This window comes from Flavilitoribacter nigricans DSM 23189 = NBRC 102662, from assembly GCF_002646595.1.
GTDB classification, from domain to species: domain Bacteria; phylum Bacteroidota; class Bacteroidia; order Chitinophagales; family Saprospiraceae; genus Flavilitoribacter; species Flavilitoribacter nigricans.
In genome coordinates, this window is the sequence record NZ_PDUD01000002.1 from 231,411 (window position 1) to 256,226 (window position 24,816).

Genomic DNA, 24,816 nt, shown 5'->3' on the forward strand with positions numbered 1-24,816 from the left:
TCACCCTTCCTGCCCGACCTCTCCCAACTCCTCATCTCTCATGGCAACCAGAAAGGTACGGATCTCCTGCAGCCGGCCGATCATTTCATCCCGCTGCTTCTGGCGGACTTTTTGTTCTTTCAGTTCCCGTTTGGCACCTTCCAGCGTGAAGCCTCTTTCTTTGACCAGGATGTAAATGGTGCGCAGTTGTTCGATATTCTCCGGGGTGAACCGACGATCGCCCTTGCTATTCTTATGCGGCCGCAGGAAATCAAATTCGCCTTCCCAAAATCGGATCAACGATTTGGAAATATCAAACATTTCGGCGACCTCGCCGATGCTGTAATACCGCTTCAGATCTTCGGTATCATCGAACATGGGTAACTGCTTCATCCTACCGGCTTTGTGTGCACCGGTAAATTAGGATATTTTAGGGTAAGTTGCAAGACGGGGGTTGTGAGGGGGAGACTTGGTGAGGGGGAGATTGGGAGACGGGGAGATTGGGTGAGGGGAGACTTGGTGACTGGGTGAGGGGGAGATTGGGAGAGCCGTGAGTTGCACCCACTCTCCCCATCACCCGGTCTCCATGTCTCCCGGTCTCCCGGTCTCCTAATCTCTTGTTCACAAACCAAAAGCGGCTTTCACCTGATCCACATAATCCAGTTTCTCCCAGGTAAAGGTCTCCACGGTCATGCGCTTGCGCTCACCGGAACCATTTACCAGTTCCACCTCTTTTACTTCTGGGGTACGTCCCATGTGGCCGTAAGCGGCAGTATCCGAATAGATTGGGTTACGCAATTTCAGGCGGGTTTCGATGGCGTAGGGACGCATATCGAAAATATCGGTCACTTTAGCGGCGATCTGTCCGTCGTTCAGATCTACTTTGGCGCTTCCGTAGGTATTGATGTAGATGTTGGTCGGTTTGGCCACACCGATAGCGTAGGAAACCTGTACCAGTACTTCGTTACAAACACCGGCAGCCACCAGGTTCTTTGCGATATGACGGGTAGCGTAGGCTGCCGAACGGTCTACTTTGGAAGGATCTTTTCCGGAGAAAGCACCACCGCCGTGGGCTCCCTTACCGCCGTAGGTATCTACGATGATCTTCCGGCCGGTCAGGCCGGCGTCGCCGTGGGGGCCACCGATCACGAATTTACCGGTCGGGTTGATGTGATAGGTGATATCATCTGTGAACAGCTTTTGCAGTTCGGGTTTCAGTTGCTCCTTGACGCGGGGGATCACCACCTTGATGATGTCTTCGCGGATCTTGGCCAGCATGGCTTCGTCCTCATCGAAGGCATCGTGCTGCGTGGAGACCACGATACTGTCAATGCGCTGCGGTACATTATCATCAGAATATTCGATGGTTACCTGAGATTTGGAATCGGGACGCAGATATGCCAGTGGTGTTCCGGCTTTGCGAATGGCGGCCAGTTCCAGCAGGATCTTATGGGAAAGGTCCAGTGCCAGCGGCATATAGTTTTCGGTTTCGCTGGTGGCGTACCCGAACATCATCCCCTGGTCGCCGGCGCCCTGCTCTTCCGGGCTTGCACGCTCTACCCCCTGATTGATATCCGGAGATTGTTCGTGAATGGCGGACAGCACTCCACAGGAGTTGGCCTCAAACATATATTCGGACTTCGTATAGCCGATGCGACGGATCACCTGACGGGCGATCTCCTGCACATCCAGGTAGGTTTGAGATTTCACTTCTCCGGCCAGCACCACCTGTCCGGTAGTGACCAGGGTTTCACAGGCTACCTTGGAACTCGGATCAAAGGCAAGAAAGTGATCCACTAAAGCGTCGGATATCTGATCGGACACTTTATCCGGGTGTCCTTCGGAAACGGATTCTGAGGTAAATAAGTACGGCATTTGATCTGTTCGTTTTATGAATACTTATGATTCTTCTAAAAATATATCATGCTCCCGTTGGTTTTACGATAACCCATGAGATCCGGGAAGCAGAAAGGTGAGCTGATCCTGATAATCAATTCGGGCCCAAAAATAGAAAATGTTACCTTATCGCGGGCACCTTATTTGATTTCACAGCGGAGTAATTGTTTCGTACCCGACTTTGTCTGCAGAAATCCTTCCAGCACATCGCCGATCTGAACGGGACCCACGCCGGCCGGCGTACCCGTGTAGATCAGATCTCCCATCTGCAGCTTGAAGAACTGGGAAACATAAACGATAATGTCATTAAATGAGAACAGCAGGTCGCGGGTATTTCCCCGCTGAACGACCTCACCGTTCTTGTGCAGTTCAAATTCGATCGCGTTCGTATCGGGTATTTCGGAGAGCGGAACGAATTTTCCCAGTACCGCCGAACCGTCAAAGCCTTTGGCGATCTCCCAGGGTTGTCCCTTCTTTTTTAGTTCGGATTGCAGGTCGCGGGCCGTGAAGTCGATGCCCAGACCGATCTCGGGGTAGTAATCATCCGCAAATTCCGGCTGCACGTATTTGCCATTCTTGCCGATCTTCAGCACGATCTCCAACTCGTGGTGCAGGTCTTTCGTGAATTCCGGAAAATAGAGCGGCTTGTCGTTTACCAGCAGCGCCGAAGCCGGTTTGTGAAATACCACCGGTCGTTCGGGAACCGGATTATTGAGTTCTTTGGCGTGTTCGGCGTAGTTGCGTCCGATGCAGATAATTTTCATACGGCAGGTAGTGCCGGATCAGATATCCGGCATTTTGGATAGTTTTCGATATAGAACGGATCCGGCCGATCTTGCAAACCGGCAGGATCTGATAGTCATTGTTGGTGCCGGCGCAGCGGATAACAGTGGAAGATGCCGGCTAACCGGCTCCGGCTAGAATCTCACGTTGAGCAAACCGATCAGTTCCTTCACTTCTTTAACCGTCTGTTGGGCCCGCTTGCGGATCTCGGCGCTGGAAGCCTTCACCAGGTTTTTCACGGCTTTTTTGTCCGCATTGAGCTCGGCTTTGCGTTCCCGGAATCCGGTACTGAGCTCAACCAATGCGTCGCCCACTGCATCTTTCAGGTCTACATAGCGCAGATTACCGCTATTGTAGTCGCCCATCAGGCTGTCGTGTACGTCCTGCTTTTCAGCGGCACGAAGCAGACTAAACAGGTTTTCCACACCCGGGCTCATTTCTCCTTCCGGCGTTTCCCCGGTGTCGGTGACGGCCGAGCGGACCTGCTTGCGGATGCGTTTTTCATCGGCAAAGACGTCGATATTGTGCTTTTCGCCCAGACTGGCGCTCATCTTGCGCGTCGGATCGGCGGTAGACATCACTTTCGGGATCTCGGTGTACAGCGGTTCGGGTAATACGAAGTATTCCTTGCCGACCTGATTGTTAAACCGCTGCGCAATATTCCGGGTGAATTCCAGGTGTTGCTCCTGATCCTTACCTACCGGCACGTAGTCGGCCTTGTAGATCAGGATATCCGCAGCCTGCAGCACCGGATAGTCGAAAAGTCCGGCAGAAATAAAGCTTTCTCCCGTTTTCTCCTGCGTCTGTGCACTCTTATCTTTAAACTGCGTCATCCGGGTCAGCTGACCGTAGGAAGCAAAACAGTTCATGATCCATCCCAATTCGGTATGCTCGGGTACCAGTGACTGAATGAAAAGGTTTTCCGGTTTGATCCCGACGGCTAACAGATTGGTCGCTAACTCCCAGCTATTGGCGCGCAATTTGGCGGGAACGAAGGGCATTGTCATCGCGTGGTAGTCCACTACGCAATAAACGGCTTCGTATTCATCCTGCATGGTCACCCAGTTCTTCACTGCTCCAAAATAACGGCCAAAATGCAAATTTCCGGTAGGTTGTATACCCGAGAGTACTCGCTTTTTCATGAAATGATTTTGCTTATGCTTGCTTTATAAATGATTTATCGGAAAATGTAATGCTTTCGGGAAGCGATTAGTTCCAGCCCAACCCCCAAATCCTGACTCCTCACACCTCGCCCCTCTTACCTGACACCTGCCCCCTCACACCTGACACCTCTCCCCCGACACCTGATTCCCTGACACCTCAACCCCTAATCAAACGCCGCAATCACCGAGATCTCCAGATTAACGAACTTGGGCAGGTTAGCCACTTCCACCAGTTCCCGGGCCGGGGCATTGCTTTCGTTGAAATATTCGGCGTAAACGGCATTGATCCGGCCGAAGTTATTCATATCCGACACAAATACGGAACACTTAATAATATCGTCAAAAGTGAGATCGGCTTCTTCGAGAATGGCTTTGATATTAGCCATGACCTGGCGGGTTTCCGCTTCGATGGAGTCGGTTACCAGTTCTCCGTTTTCCGGATTAATGGCGATCTGGCCGGAAGCGTAGAGCGTACCGTTGTGGATAACGGCCTGATTGTACGGCCCGATGGGCGCCGGAGCTTTATCGGATTTGATGATCTTCTTCATGTGTTCTGATGTGTTGAGGTGTTGGAGTGTTAAAGTGTTAATGTGTTGGAGTGATGGGGTTGGGAGGTGTTGGAGTTTACACGTTTAAGGTGAAGGTCAGGCAAGTATTCATATACATTTTCTTGATCCCATATCGCTTTCGGTTTCCCGATCGCCAACATCAACACATTAACACCTTAACACATCAACACGTTAACACATCAACACCGATAATCTCCAACACAAAAAGCTCCACACCACAGTTACGGGATGGGAGCTTTTTAGTTCTTCATTATACCGGAGCTTTACTCAGCGAAGTCAGACTTCACGAGCAACTTACCACGGTAGTACATATTTCCTTCGTCGTCGTAGTAGGCGTGGTGGTAGATATGCTTCTCGCCCGTTTTAGAGCAAGTAGAGATCTGCGGGATGGCAGCCTTAAGATGCGTTCTCCGCTTGTGCTTACGCATTTTCGACGTTCTACTCTTGGGATGTGCCATTGCAAAATATTTTAAAAATGATCAATTATCGTTATCAGTTAGCTTTCGAAGTTCGTCCCATATTGGGTTGGGGGTTGCATCCTCGTCTTCTTCGGCTTCGAGCCGATCAAGCATTTCTTCATCACAGGGTACCGGATCATCATCTTGGCAATCGTATACCTTTATTATCGGCAGGCTCAATACGACGTACTCATAAATGTACTGGGCGATATTGAACTGCTCGATATCCGGACTCACGTAAACAATCTCTGCTTCTTCATCACCGGGATCATGACTAAACTTGACGATCAACTGCTGCTCGCTGGCTACCGGTAGGTTGATCGGAGCCAGACAGCGATCGCATTCGGTGCGTACGGTACCGGAAATATGGAAATCCAGCACGTACATATCGATACGCTTGTCAAAATCCAGGTGCAGATCAATGTCCGCTTCCCGAATGGGTGAACTTTCAAAATGCTCAAAGAACAATTGGTCGATTTTATAATCGAACCGGTGAATGCCTATTCCCAATCCTTTTACAGGAAGGGTATACGAAATAAGAGCATCCATGTCAATTACTTGATTTCCTATTCTTTAGAGCCACTTATGGCCCTTAAACAGGATCGTTTCTTAAAAGCGGTTGCAAAGATAACCTTTATGTTAGAGATGTGCAAGAATAAATTGCGGATTTTACCTTCACTCTGAAATGAGTTATTATCGGTCATTCGCAGGCGTTGCCGGCTTTCTCTATTTGCTGCCGTTTTTGGCGCCTAACTCACCCACAACTCCACCAGATGGATCACTTCCCACTGTGGCTTTTTCTCCAGTAATAAGATCACGCCACTACCACTCAGTCCTCCCCGGGTATGACTGAGATAAAGGATGGCCATATCGTCCCGGATAAGCGGGGCGGAGATCCGGTAGAGCCCGTTCGATCCGGGATGCCTCGCGTAGAATCGCTCCCATCCGCGTTTGCCCTTGAACTGCCGCCGTAGCGATCGGTTGGACCGCAACTGCAGGTTGTATTCCGGCAATTGCAGATCCCCTTGCTTTATCCGGCTCAGTTCGCCTTCCCGATCATTGAATGCGAGCATCAGATCCAACCAGGAGCTGTCTCCGGCAATAATACCGGCCAGTTCACTTTCGCCGTAGGAAACCGAATAATACAGGATGGAATCCGGATTGGTCGTAATTTCCAGTATCGCCAGTCCCTGCTTTCGCACCTGCTTGTCCAGTACCAGCGTTCGGTAAACGGTGGAATCGTAAACGTAATCCTTCGCCAGATCGTAGCGAAGGGCCGCCTCCATAACCCGGGCCTGCTCCTGGTTTATCCGGATCCGGCCCTGACTTATTCCCACCGGCATACTTAGGTAAAACAGCAATGGGATCAGGAGCCATCGATAGCGACTGGTCATGTTTTCTATTTTAATTGCAGAAAAATCTTCGGATCGCAGTGATCAGTTCACGATCTTAATCTCCACCCGTCGGTTTTGGGCCCGGCCTTCCGGAGTATCGTTCGATTCTACCGGCTTGTTTTCACCAAAACCTTTGGCCTCCAGCCGGTCGGCTTCCAGGCCACGACCGATGAGGTATTGCCGAACCGCCTTGGCCCGGTTCTCGGATAACAGCAAATTAGCCGCGCCATCGCCCACCGTATCCGTATGGCCGTGCACCTCGATGGAGAGATCATTGTCCTTCACCCATTCGGCCAGTCCATTCAGTTCGGGGAAAGATTCCGGTTTGATCTCGTATTTGGCCGTTTCGAAAAAGAGGTTGTTCAGCGGTACGGCCAGGTCTTTCGCTTTCATTTCCTCGACGGTAATGATGGTCATGGCTTTTTCCAGCCGGTGGTGGTAGAGCTTTTCGCTAAAATCCAGATTGCCCGAGATCGGAAAATAGCCATCCTTTTTAATGGTGTACCCGTAACGGCCCAGACTCGGCAAAGTAGCAAAGAAAGTGCCGTCTCCCGGATCGCTGGCGGTATTCTGGATCACCTCGCCGGTTTCCAAATTGACCCAGTTGATCATCGCCTCGATCGGTTCACCGTCGATACTGGTCAGCAGGCCGCTGACGGTGGCCACGGGTTTTGGCTGATAGGCTTCCGGTAGGGGCATTATGAAAATATCACCCACCCCGTTGCGGGACAGGATATTGAAATAACCCTGTTTGCCGTCCGTAGTTACCTTAAAGCTCCAGTCGTTGGCCCGGGTATTGAAGCCCGGTCCCAGATTGACCGGCTCGCTCCAGTTGGTCCAGCTATCGTCCAGTCGTTTACTCACAAAGATGTCCAGACCGCCCAAACCCCGGTGCCCGGCGGAGCTGAAATAGAGCGTTTCCATATCCGGATGCAGGAAAGGGCTCCGGTCGTCCTTGTCCGTATTGATGCTGTCACCGACAGACATGGCCGGCCCCCAACTGCCATCCTCCTGCAGGAGGGAAACGTAGATGTCCTTATTGCCCCGCAGCACACCGACTTCCGAAGTGAAGATGATAGCCTTCCCGTCCGCGGTTACCCGCGCATCCGCCTGCCAGTGGGAGCGGTTGATGTTTTTATTTAGCGGTTTGGGCTTGGACCATCCGTCTTTGGTCTTGACGCTGGTACCGATCCGGCCCTCAAAGAAGACGAGCATCTGGTTGCCGTCGGCGGAGACCGCTTCCGGCGCCTCGTTATCTTCGGTAGTGAGCTCACTGATCGGGGTAGCAGTCTGCCAGTTGCCCCGCTCATCCCGGGTAGCGACAAAAATGTCCTCATTGATCTTATCGGTGCCCGTATTGCGACAGAAGTAGATGGTTTGATCGTCGGCCGTGATCACTGCACTGTATTCTTCCTGTTCGGTGTTGATCCGGGAACTGATCCCTTCCGGTTCCGCTCTGCGGGTCGGATGAAAAGTTTCCAGCCAACGGGAGTATTCCGGGAGCTGGTTGCCGAAATCCCCTGCGTATTGCTGCAGGGTCTGGTAGGCGCCATCCCAGTCCCTGGCCTCGAAATAATCTTCCAGCATTAGCCAGAGTGCTTCGAAGGCCTTCAGTGCGGGCGCATTGCTCCGGATGTAGCGGACAAAACCGTCGTGTTTGTCGGCGCTGTAGCTCAGGACTTCTTCGTCCGTCAGGGGCACCGTGGCCAGGGCGTCTTCCAACGCACCGAAGTTGGGATAATCGGGATAGTTTTCCATGAAACGGCTGATCGCCGGGGCACTTTCCTTTTCGGGAAAGGTCTGCCATAGACGGACCAGCAGTTCCGGCCGCCGCTCGTGATCCCCATAGTCCTTGAGGAATCCTTCCACACTCTGATACTGCCCATCCGCCAGTAGGCGCTCTACCAGGAGGTCCATGGCCTGCTGCCGGTAAGGACTTTCCGGTTTCGCTTTGAGGAAGCGGAAAAGTTCGGGCGTGCCCTCCCCTGCCTGCAGGCGTTCCCACTCGGAGCGTTCGGCTTCCGCCAGAAAACTGATCTGATCCGCAGCGATCGAATCCGGAAAAGGAAACTCCGGATGCACTTTTAAAAAACGATCGAGATTTTCGGCCCCGGGCCGCTCCTGCTTATAGGTCAGGTAATACCGCCACCAGATCGAATCGATCTTGGAATACCCGGGATGTTTATCGATAAAGGCCCGAAACGCACCCAGCGCTTTGCCGACCTGCAATTTTTCGTAAGAACGATCCAGGAACACTTCTTCATCGGCAGTGAAGCGTTCCGGATAGGGAAAATCCGGATTATTGGTTCTGAACCGGTCCAGATCACTGATGCTGTTGAAGCGGACCTTCAGACTTTCGTACCAGGTGCCGTATACCTGATCACGGGCGACATGATCCGGATAATCGGCCAGAAACTGCCGGCTCAGGACTGTATCCGCCTGCTGGACCAGCCGCATACCCAGGCTGTCTACTGCGTAGCGCGTGATTGGGGCCGAGGGATAATTGGCGATAAAATCCCGGTACCCGGTCACGGGGCCGTACCAGAGGGCCTGAAATTCTTCGAACAGGCTATCGCGGACATACACATGATCCGGGTGTTGTTCGGCAAAAGCCGCATAACCCGCCCAGCCCTGCCGATCGATGTAGCGCTCAAACTGTAAACGTTCCGCCGCGTCGTACAGATCCCGATCTTTGGATTTCAACTCCTCGCCGTAGTCTTCGAGCAGTCGGGTATAGGCCAGTTCGGTGTCCTGCGAGCGGGCATTTTCAAAGGCTAGCCGGTTGCGCGCGGAAATCGCCTTGCCTTCGTAGCGGGTACCCGAACCCGGAAAGTCTTCCACGAACTTTTGGTAGGCAGCCAGGGTATTTTCCTCTTCCGCTTTCGCCAGCGCCGCTTTCAGGATGTCCGTACGCCGGCGACCGATCTGGGAAGAACTGACGTCTTTGGAGATCTTTCCCTTATCCTTATAGTCCAGGGCCTTGTAGGCTTCCCGGGCGGCTTCGATGTAACTGTAGGCGGAATCCAGACGAAATTTCGGAAATTCCGGTTCGGAATAGATGTAGGCCAGGCCGTAGTAGCCGATCACCCGGTCTTTTTCATCGGGTAATGCGGAACGCAATAAAGGCTCCGCTTCGGTCAATGCGCCCTGTTCGATGAGTTTTACGGCCCGGCTGGCCTGAGCCGCGAGCAATTGCGTGGACAATAGCAGGCAAAAGGAAAGAATAAGTTTGTAATACATAGGGATGTTTGACATATTTTCAGGGTTTAGATATGGCTATCGGCTATTGGGATCCTGCACAGTCGGCTCCTTCGGGTGGATCCAGTCGTTGACTTAGACGGTCGGGTAGGTGGTTATCGCCCGAATTTTTCCCGTTCAATCTACCGGTTCCAAAACTTCGGCAGGATTCCGGGGCGAAACGTCCCACAGTAACAAATATCCGGATAAACCAGCAAAAAATGATGCCGGAAGAATGCCTAATTTGGCCTGTTTCTACAATCCGGGATCTGTAATGGAAAGTTTGCCATCGTAAAATCTATTTCACTCAATAGAACTATACCAACGATGTGGATACGATACGTATTTTCCGGCAGGGTCATTACACCGGGTTTTATGCTGCCTGGTGAAAATAAACGCCCATCGTTTCATCCTAAAATTGCACCAAAGCCAGCCAGTGTCCGCTGCCGGGTACTTCCAGCGGCTGCGGTTTTCCCCCGGCAATAGTTGCGGCTTGCTGCCAGTGGGGGCGGTCATCCAGGATAGACAGCCACTGTACCCGGGCGGTGCCTTCGTGACCGGTGAGGTCCAGATCGACGGCTCCTCCATCCGGGAAATAGAGCAGGTAAGTCCGGCCATCGATGTAGGAAAGAAAAGCTTCATTATCGGATCGGTTCAGCAGTTTTTCGGAAGTTACATCGGGTTGGGCCTCATGCAGGTCGAAACTATCGAGCAGTAGCCGGGCCGCCCGCAGGGATTGCTGTACCGGAGCGCTGAGCCCGAGACCGGAAGGCGGACGGTGGAAGCGGATGGATGCCGCGCCGCCGAGCAGGCTGCGCCAGAAGCGTTCCAGAGCATCCCGCTCGCTACCGTAGCGGGAAGTTTCCGCACCGTAGATCTTTACGTGGTTAAGCGGTCGTTTTCCGTCCCGAATATACTCCCGTACCCAGTGAAGGTTATCCCAGTGCTCCTGTCCCTTATTGTGATTATTCTGGGAAATATCGATAAAGTCGTACAGTTCCGGATGATCGAAGGTGGCGAGGTGCTCTTCGTCTTTCAGGTCCCAGGCATCCCACATTTCGGTGGTAAAAATGGTTTTGCCCCGGGCAGCAGCTTTCTCCTTTAGATATTGCGCCCAGTAAGCGCCCCAGGCCGGATCCCCGTTGGTCTCGTTATCCATACAGTAGAGGATATGACCGTAATTCAGAGCGATCTCCAATACCTTATCGATGTACTTTCGCTGATATTTCAGAACCAGGGCGTTGCTGTCCAGTGCCGGCACCGCGAAGAAAAAGGGATTGTCATTACTGCCCGGATGCCGGGGGTACAGGTCCTGCAGTCCACTGGCCGTCGTATCGTAATTGATGTTATTCGCCGGCCGGTAGGGATTGCTCAACCAGGGATCACGGGCAAAATCAAAACGGTCCCACATTTCGAACTGAACGATGATATCCCGTTCGTGGGTCCACTCCAGCAGGCGTTGCAGGCGATTGAAATACGCCGTATCGAAGCGTTCCAGGTCGTACAGTCCGTCTTCGTTTCGGGCGAACGCCCAGACATTGCCGGTATCCCGCGAACTCAGGGTGTTACGAATGTAATTGCCCCCGGCGGCCGACAGCGCTTCCAGATGAGCTTCCAGCCCGTCGATCTGAAAGAGATTATCTTCGCGGCTACCGCCGATCAGCACCGTAGGCCGGCCGTTGTAACTCCAGTAGGCCGGATTTTCGGCGTAGATCGCCAGTCCCTCTTCCGTCGGCTCGGGATCACTCCCACCCACCGGGGCGTTGCTGGTACAGGAAGTACAAAGGACCAGCAATGCCAGCCAGCCCGGAAGGAATAGTTTTGGATACGACATAGTTTGTTTGCTTATGCTACGGATCTATCCAGACGATTTAATCAATAATGGATTGATAAATCGCATTCTGGATCCGGGCGAAAAAGGCATCTTTATTTTGAAAAGGCAATACCTGCGTCATGATGATCCCGAACAGTTCTTCCTGGGGATCCACCCAAAAATCCGTTCCGAAAATACCCGCCCAGCGGTAATTACCCGGCGAACCCAGCTTTTGGGCCGCGCCCCGCTCCGTGGTGATAGCAAAACCCAGACCGAAGGCTTCCGGGCCGCCCGGCGTACCGTGCAGGTGATCCATCGTCATGAGTTCCACCGTTTTTTTGCCGAGTAGAATGTGTCCGTTATAATCTCCTTTGTTGAGCAACATCTGCAGAAATGCCGCGTAATCGGTCGCGGTGGAGACCAGTCCGGCCCCACCCGAAAAATAACGCCGGGCACCGGTATAGGGAAATTTGCCGTTGGGATCAGGATTGACCTGCACCTGAGCCGCATCATTGTGAAAATAGAGTCCGGCCAGGCGGTCCGCTTTCGATTCCGACATGTAAAAATGGGTATCCTTCATCCCCAGGGGTTCGAAAATGCGTTCGGCGAGATATTCATCCAGCGCCTGCCCCGAGATCACTTCGATCAGGTAACCCAGCAGATCCGTACTCAGTCCGTAGGTCCACCGCGCTCCCGGTTCGTGGACCAGGGGCATTTCACTGAGCACCTTCATATTTTCTTCCAGTGATACATCGAGCGTGGAGTAGCCCTGGATCAGGCCTTTCTCCCGGGCGATCGCGCCCAGTGCCGGATGGATAAACGGATAACCGATGCCGGATGTGTGCGACAGCAACTGGCGAAAAGTGATCGCCTGGGTGGCCGCTTTGGTGGTATAGCTACCGTCCGCTTCGTTCCATTCGTCGAGCACCTCCATTTCCGCGAAAGCGGGAACAAATTTGGCGATGGGATCGTCCAGCAGGAATTTTCCTTCTTCGTAGAGCATCATAATCCCCACGCTAACGACCGGTTTGGTCATGGAGGCCATGCGAAAAATATCATCGGCCGCCATCGGATCTTTGGCGGCTACATCCCGATAACCGAAAGTTTCCAGGTAGGGGATCTGGCCTTTACGCCCGATCATGACTACCGCTCCCGGCAGGTATTGGTCGGCCACCGCCTGTTCCAGCAGGGTATTGATCCGATTCAGACGGGGAGCGGAGATCCCTACATTTTCGGGAGCAGTAGGACTTAACAGAATAGGTTCGGAAATGGAAACAGCCGACGTCTGGGCCAATGGTCTTTCTATTGGCAGAACGGTCAGGGAGAGCAATAAAAGTGAGAATAATGTCTTGTAAATTTTGATCATAGCGCTTTGGATTTTGTTTAACCGAAGAGCCATATCGGGTCGGCACTCCGGGTTGATCTACAAGATAGCGATTTCTCCCAGAAGCTAAAGACCGCTTCCCTCCCAGGCGTCGGAAGAGTTGGGACCCGATTACGGCATACAAGCTTTTTGTGCTACATTTGTTAGTGCACGGAAGGACCGGATCCCTGTAGACAGAGGATCTTTTCCGGAAGGTGCTAGTATGAAAAACAGCTCGGATGGATAACAATGGATTAGTTGAACAACCCATTGAGAAACTCTATGTATTCTTAATGGAACAGATCATTCAAAAATACCGGGAAATTGCCGGAGAAACCCTGGATCGCTACCAGACCGGACTTAGCGTAGATGAATGGATCGTACTGAAACAGGTGAGTGAGAACGACGGGTGTAGTCAGATCGAGCTGGCGCGGTCCACCCTGACCGGTCCGGCCAAAATGACCAGAACGATCGACACTTTGGCCAGAAAAAAACTCATCGATAAACAATTGTCGGAAACTGACCGGCGCCGTCATCAGATTTTTGTTTCCCCAAAAGGAAAAAAACTCATTCGTGAACTCTGGCCGGAAGTACTGGCCTACCGCCAGTTGGCGCTCAAGAATTTTTCCACGTCTGACAAGCAGTCCTTATCCCGCCTACTGCACCAAATGGTGGAGAATCTGGAAAGCTAGCCGACAAATTGAGCATAAAAAATTAATTTCATTTGAAATTATCTCATTAAAAACTATATTTGTGACGCCTTAAATTACCCGACTGAATTACTAAGCCACGAATAAGGCGGCGTATCACGAATATCTTTTGCCCGGAAAAATGGGCTTATAGCATTTAAGCAGTTTGATTAATCATTGACACTACAAGATATAAATGCTATAATTCGTGTACACCGACGAATTCGTGGCTTTCTTTTTACTCCTTCATCCGGCCCAGCAGAGCCATACCGATCGTACTGATAATACACAGGCAACTCGCCGCCCACCACAGATTCAGGAATCCATACTCTTCGGCAACCCACAGTCCGGCCGTTGGCGCGATGATAAACGCCAGCCCCCAGCCCATACTGTAGAGGCCCATATATTGCCCCCGGCGACTGGGATGCGCCCGGCTGGCTGCATAAGTACTGGAAAACGGCATGGCCAGCATTTCCCCGAAGGTAAGGACCACCATAAACCCGAGTGGGGCCAGCAGGTGATAACTACCGCCGGCCAGAATGAAATAGGCCAGGGCAAAAAGTATATTTCCCAAAGCGACCGCCTGCAGAGACGACAAACGCTTTTCGATACCGTACACCAGCGGCATTTCCATGGCCACAATGATGAGTCCGTTCACCGTGGTCAGACCGCCGATCTGCGCTTCCGAAAATCCGTAGGTCTGCTTCAGGAATACCGGCAATGAGCTGAAGAACTGCATAAAAGCTGCCGCCCCCATAACGATCATCAACAGGAAGAACATAAAATATTTATCACTGTAGGCCGAGCGGTTCGGCAGGGCCAGTTCCGGCTCCGGTTCCTGGGTAGCGATGAGTTTTTCCTGCCCTTTCGGATCCAGGCTCAGTCGAAACAACACGGCCGCGAAAATACAGGTGAGGCCATCCACCGCAAACAGCCACTTATAGCCGAGCGAATGGGCCAGCAATCCACCCAGTACGGGGCCGGCGGCGAAGCCGAGGTTAATAGCCAGACGCATCAGCCCAAAGGCCCGGGCCCGGTTCTCGGGGCGACTGTAAAAAGCAATAGCCGTCTGGTTGGCCGGACGAAAAGCATCCGCTACGGAACTCAGCGCAAACGTGCCGATACACAGGGCCGCTACGGTACTGAGTTGCATCAGGGCGAAAAAGATGAGACCGCTGCCCGCCAGCGTCCAGAACTGTACCGGATAATAGCCGAAACGGTCGGTCAGTTTACCGCCCACCAGCGACCCCACAATGGAGCCGATGCCGAAGCTGCTCATCACAAAACCGGCATCCCGAAAACTAAAATTTCGCTGGGAGGTTAAATAGATGGTCATAAAAGGAATAACCATGGTACCGGCCCGGTTGATAAAGGTTACCAGAGAAAGTAACCAGATATCCCGGGATAGTCCGGCAAACGCATTGCGATACAACTGTGCGGTACGGGCGATCATAATTTGGTGTTTCCAATGACATACCACCTGCGGGACAATTTAGTTCCTGAAACAATTTTTTTATGAGCCGGTGGTAGGATTTCTTTATTAAGCAGTGCAGGGCGGGTCTCGGTCGGATCATCCAAACACTGCGGATCTCAGAGACTATGGAAAAAAGTATTTACAACTCTGCGCAAGAAGAACAGTTCTGGACCCGGCGCTACGAGCAGGGCACCACCGGGTGGAATATCGGTTATCCCGCTCCGCCCATTACGGAGTATTTCGATCAGGTAGCAGATAAATCGGCCCGGATTCTCATACCCGGGGCCGGCAATGCCTACGAAGCGGAATACCTCTACCGGCAGGGCTTCGAAAATGTTTTTGTGCTGGATATTGCCCGGCCGCCGCTGGATGCCCTCAAAGAACGCTTTCCGGATTTTCCGGAAGAACAGTTGCTGCACGCTAATTCTTTCGAGCACCGGGGGCAGTACGATTATGTAGTGGAACAGACTTTTTTCTGCTCCTTCCCTCCCCTGCCCGAAAACCGGCGGGCCTACGCCCAACACGTCTCCGAACTGCTGCGCCCCGGCGGCAAACTGGTCGGAGTCTGGTTCAGCTTTCCCCTCACGGGCGACCTGGAACAACGGCCTTTCGGAGGTTCCAAAGCCGAATACCTTTCCTATTTTGAGCCCTTGTTTCGCGTGCATACTTTTGAGGAATGCTACAATTCGATCAAGCCGCGGCGGGGGAATGAGTTGTTTGGGATCTTTATCAAAGCCTAAAGGATCAAAAGTTTTTGAAACTCACAAAACCTACTTTATCTATTAACCAGATCCATTTTCGTCTCTAAAAAAGCTCGGAGCTTTTCCGAATTCTTCTTTGAAAGCGGTTGTAAAATGGCTTCGGTTACTGAAACCCACCGCATAGCCTATTTCGGAAACATTCAGATCCGAATTTTCCAGTAATTCCATAGCCTTTTGCAGACGAATGGTTCGAATGACGAAAGAAGTAGATTTCCCGGTAAGGGCCTTGAGTTTTCGATGGAGTTGGGTACGGCTAATAGCGAGATCAGCGCAGAGCTCCGAAATGCCATAATTTTCATCACTTAATCGGGCTTCGATCCGTTCCCGGATTTTCCGCAGAAATGCGTGTTCTTTATCAACGGAAGATTCTGCATCCTCATTTGTCGGTGCCAGCGCACGGTAATGCTTTTGCAGGCGTTCCCGGACTTCGATCAGCTTACGCAATCTCACTTCCAATTCATCTTTATGAAAGGGTTTGGCTAGATAGGCATCCGCTCCCTGTTCCAATCCTTCCAGCCGCGATCCCATATCGGCTTTGGCCGTTAGTAGAACGATAGGAACGTGGCTGGTGCGCTCATCCTGTTTTAGCGTTTTAACTACCTCAAAACCGTCTTTTACCGGCATCATAACATCGCTGATAATTATATCCGGCACCTGTTCAATCGCTTGTTTAATGCCTTCCTGACCATTCTCGGTAATTACCAGACGGTATTGGTCTTGCAGGCAGGCCGCCAGATATTGCAATACGTCTATATTGTCTTCGATCAATAAGACCAGCGGTTTTGGATTGCTGTCGTCCGGAAATGTCATCTCAGATATAGATAGAAGCGCTGTTTTCGTTTCGGTATTCCAATCGTTTTGATAATTTGCGTTTGCTCTTCCCTTTTCAGCACCGCTGGTTACAGGCAGCAGAACCGTAAATTGGGTGCCTTTCCCGGGTTGACTCGTTACCGATATTTTCCCTCCCAAAAGGTTTACCAGTTCGCGGGTCAAAGTCAAACCAATCCCGGTACCCTCTTCTTCGCGGGTAGAAGAATTATCCGCCTGGTAAAAGCGATCAAAAATGTAGGGCAGCTGTTCCGTCGGAATGCCGATCCCATTATCTTTTACGCAAATTTCCAGGAAATCACCGTCCACCGGCAACTGTCCACCGGCAATCGTGATATATACATCTCCGCCAGCCGGAGTGAACTTGATCGCATTGCTGACCAGGTTGGTAAAAATAGCCTGCACTTTTTCCGGATCGAAATCCATGTACAGTTCTTCTATTTCCGGGAGTAAATGCAACCGTATGTCTTTGGTCTCAGCGTAGGAGTGGAAAGACTCCGTTAGGTATTTTATGAATTTAATGACGTCATCCTGCACCATATTCACCGGGAGGTTCCCGGATTCCAGTTTGGCCAGGTCCAGTATTTGGTTGACCAATTTCAATAAATGACGGCTGTTTCGTTTGATCATCTGCAAACCCTCTCGAAACCATTTAGCAGGATCTTCCAGCACCTGATCGGCCATACCCGAGATAACGGTCAGGGGCGTGCGAAATTCGTGGGTTATGTTGGTATAAAGATGGGTTTTGACGATATCCAGTTCTTGTAAACGCTGCGCTTCGGCCGCGGCTAACTGACGTCGTAATTGAAAATGATAGAGCGTGTAAATAATCCCCAAAACAATTAGGAGATAGAGGAGTTTAGACCAGGTTGACCAATACCAGGGTGCCGTAATCGTTAGCACCAGCGTGTCCCCTTCCATATTCCATGTGCCGTCGTTATTGGAGCCGCGCACCCTGAAGGTATAAGTACCCGGAGGGAGATTAGTATAGTTGGCTATACGACGGAAAGCATCAGTATCAGTCCAATGCTTGTCATAACCTTCCAATTTATATTGATACTTATTCTTTTCGGGATTAGTATAGTCTAATGCCGCAAACTCAAAGGTGATATCATTTTGAAAATGTTTTAGCTGTATCGACTCGACAAAATGAATATGATTTGCCAATGTGGCATTTCCCTTATTATCCTGATCTGGGCCCGCAACCAAGGCTTCCTGACCACCGATCTTAAAACTGGTGATCAAAACCGGGGGTTCAAAGGTATTTTCCCGGATACTATCCGGGTGAAAAATGGTAAAACCATTACTGGAGCCGAAGAGCAACTCTCCCTTTCGGGTTTTGAGAGGCGACCCGGTTCGCAAAAACTCGCTGGATAAACCATCCGAATAATCGTAGTGTTTTAGTTCGCCCGATGCCGGCTTGTAGCGAAACAATCCGTCTTTGGTGCCCAACCAAATATGGTTGTTGTCGTCGATAACAAGCTTGTTTCGCAGGTGATCACGGGAGTTTTGCAGGATTAAGGGGTCCGAATATTCCTGGAGAGTAGGATTATACTTAATTAAAGTATCGCCCTGATCGCCTAATAATATCCAGAAATTGCCTAAAGCGTCTTCCGCTATTTCCTGGCCGTTGGCTTCAAAACATTGGCTCTTTCTACCATTTTCCAGATTAAATCTACACCAATTTCCTTCGGGATATTTCACCCAGATATTCCCTTCGCGATCGGCATACAGGTCCGACATTCCCTCAAATTTCAGTTCAAAAGAGTCAGTTGACGAATTGTATTGATACAGTCGGCGACGGTTTTCATTCATCAACCACAGTTCATTTTCCCGGACAAAATGAAGAACCCCATAAATAGGATAGTGTTTAAATATCCCAGTATTAGCATCCATGCGGTCTATTCCCCTCCCATGGCGTATCCAGACGTCACCTTCTACACTTTCTATAACCTGAAAAGCTTTATCATATCCCAGACTGTTAGAATTGAACGGATCATGTTTGAAATGAGAAAATTCGCCTTTTTCACGGTGCCAGAGATTCAGGCCTCCACCATCTATGGTGATCCAAATATCGCCGTTCGGACGTTCGAAAAAGTTGGTGACATAAGGGAAGTCCAGGCTTTTCGGATCTCCGATCCTAGGTTTATGAGCGATGAAGGGTTTGTCAAAATAACCGGCATAAGTGATGCCGGCCGAATAATTACTGACCCAAAACCCTTGGTTGCGATCCTGAAACAGGAAAGTGGGATAAGTAGATAATTCATCCGTGTTCCGAAAATTTGGCTGGTAATGATGAAAGCCTTTATTGTTTGAACTGTGTAGGTTGATCCCGTCCAAATCTGCGGCCAGCCAAACTCTATTTTGGTCATCCTCCATAATATGGTTGACCTTATTCCAGCCAAGGCTGTGAGGGTCATCCGGGTCGTGACGGTAGGAAGTTATTTGACCGGAAGAAGCTTCCACATAATAGGCTCCGTTATATTCTGTAGAAATCCAAAAATTGCCCGATTCGACCGGAATTATCCAATTCACGCCCAGTAGTTGCTGGGGTTCACCCCGCTTGTCGATAAACGGGATGAAAAGGCTATCCGGATCCTGAAACAACCCTAGTCCATCCGACATAACTTCCCACAATCGCTGCTGGTCATCTTCAATCAGCCAGCCCAAATAGCGATCATGCCTGGCACTTATTAATTTCATTTGCTGAGTTTCCCGGTCAAATTGCATAAACCCTTGGTAAGTACTCAGCCACAAATTATTATCGTGGTCTTCAAAAAGGCAGCGGCTCAGGTGAATTAGCGGGTAGACTTCATTCAGCGTTTGTTTTTGTTCACCAGCAATTTCGTATCTGGTAACCTTATCTCTCTTACGGTCGAGATGATAAAGCGCATCCGCACTGGCAAACACCCATATATCATGTTGGTGATCCTCCAGCATGCTCGTAACCATGATATCTCCTTCTTCCAGCGCATACTTGCGGTAGGAGTAACCATCGTAATATTTAAAATCAATGTCTGTCCCAAACCACATCAATCCCAGACTATCCTGAAGTATATACCGGGCCCATTCACCTGGTGCGCCCCGCTTACCGGAGATATTCTTAAACTGCAGAAATGGTTTTTGATCTAAAGTTTGAGCGTGTCCAATTTTTCCTGACAACTGGAGCATCAGCACCAAAACCGAGAAAAGGAGGGGTTTCATTACTAGCATTTAAATAAACTATTGGGTTTAAACACCGACAGGTTGGGATATACATCGCTTTCTAAAGATAAGGCTTTACAGATAGCCCTTTGTTAGATATTGTTCCATCCTTTTGGTTATTGTTTCTATTTGTTACAATCTTTCTTAATTATGTATCAACCCTATTACCCTATTCTTCAGTAACCAAAAAATGCATTTCATGCTTTTTAAAATCAAAGGCTACCCGAAGCTGATTCAGAAATTCATATCCAAGTATGCCATCTACAGGAGGACCGGGAACCCTATAATTAAAATGTCCTAATCTGATAAATGCAATTCTCATTTCCTTTAGATTATAATTTCCCACCCTAATAGCAACTAATTTTACCGGGGTGATTTTTTTTGAGTGTTTACCAAGACTACTTATTCTTTGAATAGGTTCTCTTTTGTCAAGCAATTGTTTAGACAGTTTTTTGGCGTAGCGATTATCAATTAAATTGATCTCTGCTCCTGTATCCACGAGAAAACTTAATTTTTTCTTACCAATCTCCGCTACAATTACAGGCATATTGCCTTTCACCAGAAATTCCACCTTATTCAAGTCAGGTTTCATTTGAGAAAAGTTGGAATTCTTTCCCTGGTCATCCATTTGGAATAACTCAATTTGCCGCTTTGGGTAGTCGATAAGTAGTATATAATCTCCAAAAATTTTTGTGCCCAAAAGACCGTGTATGGGAATGCCTTTCGATTTTTCTAAATGGGTTATGGGAAGCACTTCGGCATATATAATCTCCCAATAATGATTACCTATTTGAAGAGAAGGCAATAACTCGTTAATATTTTCACTATCGCCATTCACCCCTACAAATACTCTTTCAGTTGGTTTACCTTTAAAATACTTGCTATTAAGTAAAACATCAGATATCCCCGTATCCAGAATAAAGTTTCCGGTGAGGCCATTTACTTTTGCCTGAATAATAATTAGCTTTCCAACCAGGCGAAAGGGTATTGAGGAGTTTGAATTTGCAAGCAAAGAGGAGAATAGGTTTGCCCAAATAATCAGTATCCAAAATATTTTTTCTTTGTACATGATTTGAAGGATTTATGTGAAACAATCCTTCAGCGCTGAAGTCATGACAAAGTTGCAGGTAGTATATCTGCAGCATGTTGGCTATCGTAACATATATGTTGGAATGAATTTGATATTGTTCAAAAGTGTTGCCTATTGTTTCTTTCATCGCGGATATTACGACCTCTTTATAAGTCTGCTTCAGTTACGCGCGGCTCTAAGCCTATCATCCCCTTTCCAGAAGTAGATCTCCTTTCTTTTAAAGTTAAAGGCCGTTCGGAAATGCTTGAGAAATTCCGGTCCGATTAATCCATCCAAATCGGGACCAGATAATTTATTGAGTTGATCCAGCGACATAAATATGGTCTGCATTTCGGGGAGGAGTTGTCCATTTATCCGAAGAGATCGGACATTACCACAGATAAGCGTTTCCAAAGTTCCTCCCATGGTTACTATTCTTTTGGAACGTATATTATCTACCAGTTTTCCATTATCCTCATAAATTTCTTCAGACAGGATATTAACTTCAGCCCCGGTATCTAATCCAAGTCTGATTTCACGGCTACCGATTCGCGCCGAGATGTAAGGAAGGTGTTCCAAAAAACGAAGGTTCAGGGTAGCATCGGGTAATACATAGTGCTCAGGAGATGTTCTGTTACCTTTTTGATCCAATTCGTACAATTGGATCTCCTCTAAATGAAAATCAAAAACAACTTCATACTTTTTAAAAGCTTTAAACCCAACCATACCCAGAATATTCATGCGTTTGGCTTTTTCAACAGGTTGAAGGTCTACTACTGCAGCGTAACCACGATAGGAAACTTCTCCCAGGCTCATTCGGATCACCCTACCCTGACACTCCTCGGATATTCCCCCGATAAATTGAAATCCACTACAATTAATAGCGTAGCTTTTTTTACCAGTAAAATAGCGTGCATTCAGCACTACTCCCGGCACACCGCTGTCCAGTATGAAATTGCCGGTTTGCCCATCTACGGTAGCGTGGATCACCATCACTCCACGAACTAGTTTAAATGGGATACTTTTAATAGAGGCCGATGCCGTAAAGATCATGCTTACCATCAGCAGGCTGCTGATTATATACCGAGTTGTCATGATTTGAAGGATTTAGATGAAAAAAATCCTTCAGCGCTGAAGTCATGACAAAGTTGGGAGCTTCCGGGCAGGCTGATGTCGGCTATTGTTGCGGATGCGTTACCGACCGTGGGTCATTGTTTCAAATGGTTCCTTATTGTTCTTGATCAGTAAATGGTCCAATATTCTATTCAATTAGATACTTTAATTTCTCATTATGACAGCGATAATCTATTTCCTATAAATAATGCTTTTATTCCTTTGACGTATCTGCCCCAGGGGCCGTTTTCAGAAAAACAGATTTGTCAAAGACCCTTTCTATCCTACACATTTGGGTACCAACCCCCACCCATCCACAAATGTGAAACATCTGTGATCCTCTTGTGATACGCTGCGGCTAACTTGGATGATATATTTTTCAATCATCTAAAATTACAGTCTAATGGCACAATTACTCAAAACCTTGTTCCTACTAACCGCAATTGCCCTCGTTTTTACCGCCTGCACCAAAGAAAGTGCTTTTTCCGCCACGGATGACCTGGAAATTGATCAAAGAATCGCTCCCCTTGCGCAAAGTATTCCGGTGGATCCCGTTTTGGGCTCATCGGCAGCAAAAGCCAGTAAATCCCTGGCCATCTGGTCGGATTGTGAAGGTTTTGCGACCATCGGCACGCCCACCAGTTTTAAACCCTCCTCCGGTAATTTTGACGAACTGTATACCGGTGCCAACTTCGCCGGTGGACTCGGAGCCATTTCCGAATCTAAGCCCGGCGATCAGGACTTCAACGGCGGCCGCTGGCACGTGAATACGCTCAAGGCAGGAGTTGATCCCGATAAGTACCTGGAAGCCTGTTCCGTGGAAGATATTGATACCGAAGATTTCGTGTCTACGACTACTTATTTCGAATGTCCTCTGCTGCCCGTACGGGGAAAAGGGCATAATTAAGGCGTGACGCGGCCGGAAATTATATTCAGTAGATAATTGTCTGAACTATCCGGTCTTTACTCAATTGGAACAGGGCTCGCAGCCGGGATCACCCGGCCGTTGAGTCCTGTTCCAGTTTACTTTTTTGTCAACAAATCAATAGAGCGCAATTTTCGTTTCGGTTGCGCCCAAGGACTCCAGATATTCCTTCACTTCCAGCGCCTCATCACCACCCCGGACGGCGTGGTGCAACAAGGTAAATCCATGAGGGCCTTTCGCGTTTATCAGTGTGGGGAAGGCTTCCAGCATGGGTTTGACCACTTCTATCTTTCCGAACAGACAGGCGGTAAAGATATTTGCCTGGGCGCCCGCGTCGATCAGATACTGGGCCAGTTCCTTAAAGCCGACGTGGCTGGCGGCTCCCAGGCAGGTCTCAAAATCGCCGTATTTCCAGTCGTGGGCCGCATTCAGTAAGGTTGGATGTTCTTCGAGTAAGCCTTTTACTTTGTCCATGTCGCTGTGTCCAGCCCCGACGAAGGACTGCACCAACTCTTTATCGAGTTGGGGATCATTGACGGGTAAGGTTGCGCCGGCAATCAGCGGAGAAGCGCCTACGGCAAATGCCGAAAAAGATAATTGTTTCAAGAATTGTTTGCGATGCATCATCGGGTTTGATTTAATGGTGAAAAGATGTGCCGGAATCGCAGTGTGGCCAATATCTGTTTGCATTGCCATCATTCAGGGCCAACAATTTTGGGAACAGTTTCTCCCAAAATGCCGGCATTCCAAAATTTCATGCCACGATCAGATATCTGTTGATAAAATACCGAGTTTTTTCGGTCCCACACTTATTTTTTGTGAAAAGATGCAGCTTTCGGAGCAGCGATCCGGAGTATTCAGCGCTGAAATGGTGTCAAGGAGCTTATCCGATTTCATTCCGGGCAAGAAGATCCTGTCGATCAACACATTGCGAGTCAGTGCCATCTAGCTAAAAAAATGAGTCAGCCTTTACTGATTCGATGACAAAATCCTCCGTTTCAACATAGTTTTCATCTTTTACAGCATAAGTGATATGCAGTATTTCTGGAAAATTCATCTATTTGTAAAGTCATCAGTCGGTACGTAGATTCGACTTCCAATCGGATAAAACCTGCTGATTGGAATTCGGCAAGACATTCAAGCCGATGAAATTTGTCGACTGAAAGTTGGCGCTACATACCTAAAAACTATTTTGAAAACGGCCTTTTCAACATAACTGGTAACTTTTACATCATCGGTGATATATAACTACTGCGGGAAATACATCTCTTTGCAAAAGCCGGTTTCCTAGAACTAACGGAGGCCCCTGGTAAATTTTGTATTTCCTGAGCAAGAGTATAACCACCAAAAACCAAATACTATGTTGAGAACATGGCACCTATGTTTGCTGCTGCTGATCACCACGGGCCTATTTGCCCAACCTATCGATGACGAATATTTTTACGGCTTCAAAGCCGGAGCCAATTATTATTCCATCGACGGCATTGCCACCACCATCATTCCTCCCGTTTTTGCCGCCGAAACTTACACCGTAGAGACCGCGCCCCGGATCGGATTTGTGGGTGGGGTGTATTTCTACCACCGTTTTCCCCGTTCGCGCACGGCGATACAGCCGGAGGTCCTCTTCGCCATGCAGGGCAGTGATTTTAATTATACGGATATCAATGACCTAGATTACACCATCTCTTTTAATTATCAGTATGTCAACCTGGGGGTGCTGCTCAAGGTATATCCCTTTGCCGGTTTCCATTTTCACGCCGGCCCCCAGGTGGGCTTCAACGTCGCCAACACTAACATCAATTACCGCTCCAATATGCCGGACCTGGGTCCCGACCTGCAGATCCAGCAAAGTCTGCGCGAAGTGCTTAAAGGAGAAACCGATATCAATGTCAACCTCGGACTGGGATATGATTTTGACTTCGGCCTCTGTATCGAAGCGCGCTACAGTCTGGGTATGAAGGATGTGATCGAAACCCTCGCCAACGGCTTTAACTTCATCGAGAACAGCAACAAAACTCAGGGATACCAGGTGACGGTAGGCTGGATCATTCCTTTTGAGCCCTACTAAACTCCGGCTGGAAGCGGCCACCGCTTCAAC

The 24,816-nt window shown here is 49.4% G+C and carries 20 protein-coding genes; 4 read left to right on the plus strand and 16 right to left on the minus strand.

The genetic code is table 11. From position 1 onward, the window contains the following. From CRP01_RS02670 to CRP01_RS02720, 11 genes are all read right to left on the minus strand, one after another. The gene (locus CRP01_RS02670; protein ID WP_233752612.1) at positions 1 to 372 is read right to left on the minus strand and encodes a MerR family transcriptional regulator; all 372 of its coding nucleotides are present in this window, start codon (positions 370 to 372) and stop codon (positions 1 to 3) included. A gap of 228 nt (positions 373 to 600) precedes the next feature. Then, a complete protein-coding gene (gene metK, locus CRP01_RS02675; RefSeq protein ID WP_099148446.1) occupies positions 601 to 1,854 on the minus strand; it encodes a methionine adenosyltransferase in 1,254 nt (417 codons plus the stop codon). A 161-nt stretch (positions 1,855 to 2,015) separates the two neighbouring features. Beyond that, positions 2,016 to 2,639 carry a fumarylacetoacetate hydrolase family protein gene (locus CRP01_RS02680; protein ID WP_099148447.1) on the minus strand — a complete coding sequence of 208 codons (624 nt, stop codon included), beginning with the start codon at positions 2,637 to 2,639 and terminating at the stop codon, positions 2,016 to 2,018. A gap of 153 nt (positions 2,640 to 2,792) precedes the next feature. Further along, positions 2,793 to 3,800 (minus strand): tryptophan--tRNA ligase, encoded by a 1,008-nt coding sequence (gene trpS / locus CRP01_RS02685; protein ID WP_099148448.1) that lies wholly within the window; start codon positions 3,798 to 3,800, stop codon positions 2,793 to 2,795. Between the two features lie 185 nt (positions 3,801 to 3,985). Continuing rightward, positions 3,986 to 4,369 carry a Rid family detoxifying hydrolase gene (locus CRP01_RS02690; protein WP_099148449.1) on the minus strand — a complete coding sequence of 128 codons (384 nt, stop codon included), beginning with the start codon at positions 4,367 to 4,369 and terminating at the stop codon, positions 3,986 to 3,988. 284 nt (positions 4,370 to 4,653) lie between these two features. Then, positions 4,654 to 4,848 (minus strand): 50S ribosomal protein L32, encoded by a 195-nt coding sequence (gene rpmF, locus CRP01_RS02695; protein ID WP_099148450.1) that lies wholly within the window; start codon positions 4,846 to 4,848, stop codon positions 4,654 to 4,656. Positions 4,849 to 4,869: 21 nt separating this feature from the next. Then, positions 4,870 to 5,397, minus strand: a complete 528-nt coding sequence (locus CRP01_RS02700; RefSeq protein ID WP_099148451.1) for a YceD family protein — start codon at positions 5,395 to 5,397, stop codon at positions 4,870 to 4,872. Positions 5,398 to 5,597: 200 nt separating this feature from the next. After that, the gene (locus CRP01_RS02705; RefSeq protein WP_099148452.1) at positions 5,598 to 6,242 is read right to left on the minus strand and encodes a hypothetical protein; all 645 of its coding nucleotides are present in this window, start codon (positions 6,240 to 6,242) and stop codon (positions 5,598 to 5,600) included. Between the two features lie 42 nt (positions 6,243 to 6,284). Further along, complete coding sequence (locus CRP01_RS02710) at positions 6,285 to 9,497, minus strand: OmpA family protein (RefSeq protein ID WP_099148453.1); 3,213 nt, start codon at positions 9,495 to 9,497, stop codon at positions 6,285 to 6,287. A 394-nt stretch (positions 9,498 to 9,891) separates the two neighbouring features. Beyond that, positions 9,892 to 11,313 carry a hypothetical protein gene (locus CRP01_RS02715; protein WP_099148454.1) on the minus strand — a complete coding sequence of 474 codons (1,422 nt, stop codon included), beginning with the start codon at positions 11,311 to 11,313 and terminating at the stop codon, positions 9,892 to 9,894. Positions 11,314 to 11,350: 37 nt separating this feature from the next. Next, positions 11,351 to 12,658: a serine hydrolase domain-containing protein gene (locus CRP01_RS02720; protein ID WP_170110191.1), complete on the minus strand. Its 1,308-nt coding sequence runs from the start codon at positions 12,656 to 12,658 to the stop codon at positions 11,351 to 11,353. 236 nt (positions 12,659 to 12,894) lie between these two features. Between CRP01_RS02720 and CRP01_RS02725 the strand changes: the two genes are divergently transcribed. Continuing rightward, entirely contained in the window at positions 12,895 to 13,347 is a 453-nt protein-coding gene (locus tag CRP01_RS02725) for a MarR family winged helix-turn-helix transcriptional regulator (protein WP_099148456.1), read from the plus strand. A 235-nt stretch (positions 13,348 to 13,582) separates the two neighbouring features. Here CRP01_RS02725 and CRP01_RS02730 read toward each other — a convergent pair whose 3' ends face one another. Further along, positions 13,583 to 14,797, minus strand: a complete 1,215-nt coding sequence (locus CRP01_RS02730) for an MDR family MFS transporter (RefSeq protein ID WP_099148457.1) — start codon at positions 14,795 to 14,797, stop codon at positions 13,583 to 13,585. 146 nt (positions 14,798 to 14,943) lie between these two features. Here CRP01_RS02730 and CRP01_RS02735 point away from each other — a divergent pair, with 146 nt between their 5' ends. Further along, complete coding sequence (locus tag CRP01_RS02735) at positions 14,944 to 15,558, plus strand: methyltransferase domain-containing protein (RefSeq protein WP_099148458.1); 615 nt, start codon at positions 14,944 to 14,946, stop codon at positions 15,556 to 15,558. A 42-nt stretch (positions 15,559 to 15,600) separates the two neighbouring features. Here the strand turns inward: CRP01_RS02735 and CRP01_RS02740 are convergent, their stop codons facing one another. The 3 genes from CRP01_RS02740 to CRP01_RS02750 all read right to left on the minus strand — a co-directional run bounded on the left by CRP01_RS02740 (position 15,601) and on the right by CRP01_RS02750 (position 21,775). Further along, positions 15,601 to 19,611 (minus strand): hybrid sensor histidine kinase/response regulator transcription factor, encoded by a 4,011-nt coding sequence (locus CRP01_RS02740; RefSeq protein ID WP_170110192.1) that lies wholly within the window; start codon positions 19,609 to 19,611, stop codon positions 15,601 to 15,603. Between the two features lie 169 nt (positions 19,612 to 19,780). Further along, positions 19,781 to 20,680, minus strand: coding sequence for a retropepsin-like aspartic protease (locus CRP01_RS02745; RefSeq protein WP_099148460.1), 900 nt, complete (start codon positions 20,678 to 20,680; stop codon positions 19,781 to 19,783). Positions 20,681 to 20,860: 180 nt separating this feature from the next. Further along, on the minus strand, positions 20,861 to 21,775 hold the full coding sequence (locus CRP01_RS02750) for an aspartyl protease family protein (RefSeq protein WP_099148461.1): 915 nt from the start codon (positions 21,773 to 21,775) through the stop codon (positions 20,861 to 20,863). Between the two features lie 421 nt (positions 21,776 to 22,196). On the opposite strand from CRP01_RS02750, the gene CRP01_RS02755 reads away from it, so the two are divergent. Beyond that, complete coding sequence (locus CRP01_RS02755) at positions 22,197 to 22,700, plus strand: hypothetical protein (protein ID WP_099148462.1); 504 nt, start codon at positions 22,197 to 22,199, stop codon at positions 22,698 to 22,700. 135 nt (positions 22,701 to 22,835) lie between these two features. On the opposite strand, the gene CRP01_RS02760 is transcribed toward CRP01_RS02755, so the two are convergent. Beyond that, entirely contained in the window at positions 22,836 to 23,345 is a 510-nt protein-coding gene (locus tag CRP01_RS02760) for an ankyrin repeat domain-containing protein (RefSeq protein WP_222845647.1), read from the minus strand. Between the two features lie 733 nt (positions 23,346 to 24,078). On the opposite strand from CRP01_RS02760, the gene CRP01_RS02765 reads away from it, so the two are divergent. Next, entirely contained in the window at positions 24,079 to 24,786 is a 708-nt protein-coding gene (locus CRP01_RS02765; RefSeq protein WP_099148463.1) for a porin family protein, read from the plus strand. The last annotated feature ends 30 nt before the right edge of the window (positions 24,787 to 24,816 follow it).

Coding starts and splice junctions, on each gene's coding strand:
- CRP01_RS02670 (WP_233752612.1), bottom strand. CDS start 372: ATGAAGCAGTTACCCATGTTCGATGATACCGAAGATCTGAAGCGGTAT.
- metK (WP_099148446.1), bottom strand. CDS start 1,854: ATGCCGTACTTATTTACCTCAGAATCCGTTTCCGAAGGACACCCGGAT.
- CRP01_RS02680 (WP_099148447.1), bottom strand. CDS start 2,639: ATGAAAATTATCTGCATCGGACGCAACTACGCCGAACACGCCAAAGAA.
- trpS (WP_099148448.1), bottom strand. CDS start 3,800: ATGAAAAAGCGAGTACTCTCGGGTATACAACCTACCGGAAATTTGCAT.
- CRP01_RS02690 (WP_099148449.1), bottom strand. CDS start 4,369: ATGAAGAAGATCATCAAATCCGATAAAGCTCCGGCGCCCATCGGGCCG.
- rpmF (WP_099148450.1), bottom strand. CDS start 4,848: ATGGCACATCCCAAGAGTAGAACGTCGAAAATGCGTAAGCACAAGCGG.
- CRP01_RS02700 (WP_099148451.1), bottom strand. CDS start 5,397: ATGGATGCTCTTATTTCGTATACCCTTCCTGTAAAAGGATTGGGAATA.
- CRP01_RS02705 (WP_099148452.1), bottom strand. CDS start 6,242: ATGACCAGTCGCTATCGATGGCTCCTGATCCCATTGCTGTTTTACCTA.
- CRP01_RS02710 (WP_099148453.1), bottom strand. CDS start 9,497: ATGTCAAACATCCCTATGTATTACAAACTTATTCTTTCCTTTTGCCTG.
- CRP01_RS02715 (WP_099148454.1), bottom strand. CDS start 11,313: ATGTCGTATCCAAAACTATTCCTTCCGGGCTGGCTGGCATTGCTGGTC.
- CRP01_RS02720 (WP_170110191.1), bottom strand. CDS start 12,658: ATGATCAAAATTTACAAGACATTATTCTCACTTTTATTGCTCTCCCTG.
- CRP01_RS02725 (WP_099148456.1), top strand. CDS start 12,895: ATGGATAACAATGGATTAGTTGAACAACCCATTGAGAAACTCTATGTA.
- CRP01_RS02730 (WP_099148457.1), bottom strand. CDS start 14,797: ATGATCGCCCGTACCGCACAGTTGTATCGCAATGCGTTTGCCGGACTA.
- CRP01_RS02735 (WP_099148458.1), top strand. CDS start 14,944: ATGGAAAAAAGTATTTACAACTCTGCGCAAGAAGAACAGTTCTGGACC.
- CRP01_RS02740 (WP_170110192.1), bottom strand. CDS start 19,611: ATGAAACCCCTCCTTTTCTCGGTTTTGGTGCTGATGCTCCAGTTGTCA.
- CRP01_RS02745 (WP_099148460.1), bottom strand. CDS start 20,680: ATGTACAAAGAAAAAATATTTTGGATACTGATTATTTGGGCAAACCTA.
- CRP01_RS02750 (WP_099148461.1), bottom strand. CDS start 21,775: ATGACAACTCGGTATATAATCAGCAGCCTGCTGATGGTAAGCATGATC.
- CRP01_RS02755 (WP_099148462.1), top strand. CDS start 22,197: ATGGCACAATTACTCAAAACCTTGTTCCTACTAACCGCAATTGCCCTC.
- CRP01_RS02760 (WP_222845647.1), bottom strand. CDS start 23,345: ATGATGCATCGCAAACAATTCTTGAAACAATTATCTTTTTCGGCATTT.
- CRP01_RS02765 (WP_099148463.1), top strand. CDS start 24,079: ATGTTGAGAACATGGCACCTATGTTTGCTGCTGCTGATCACCACGGGC.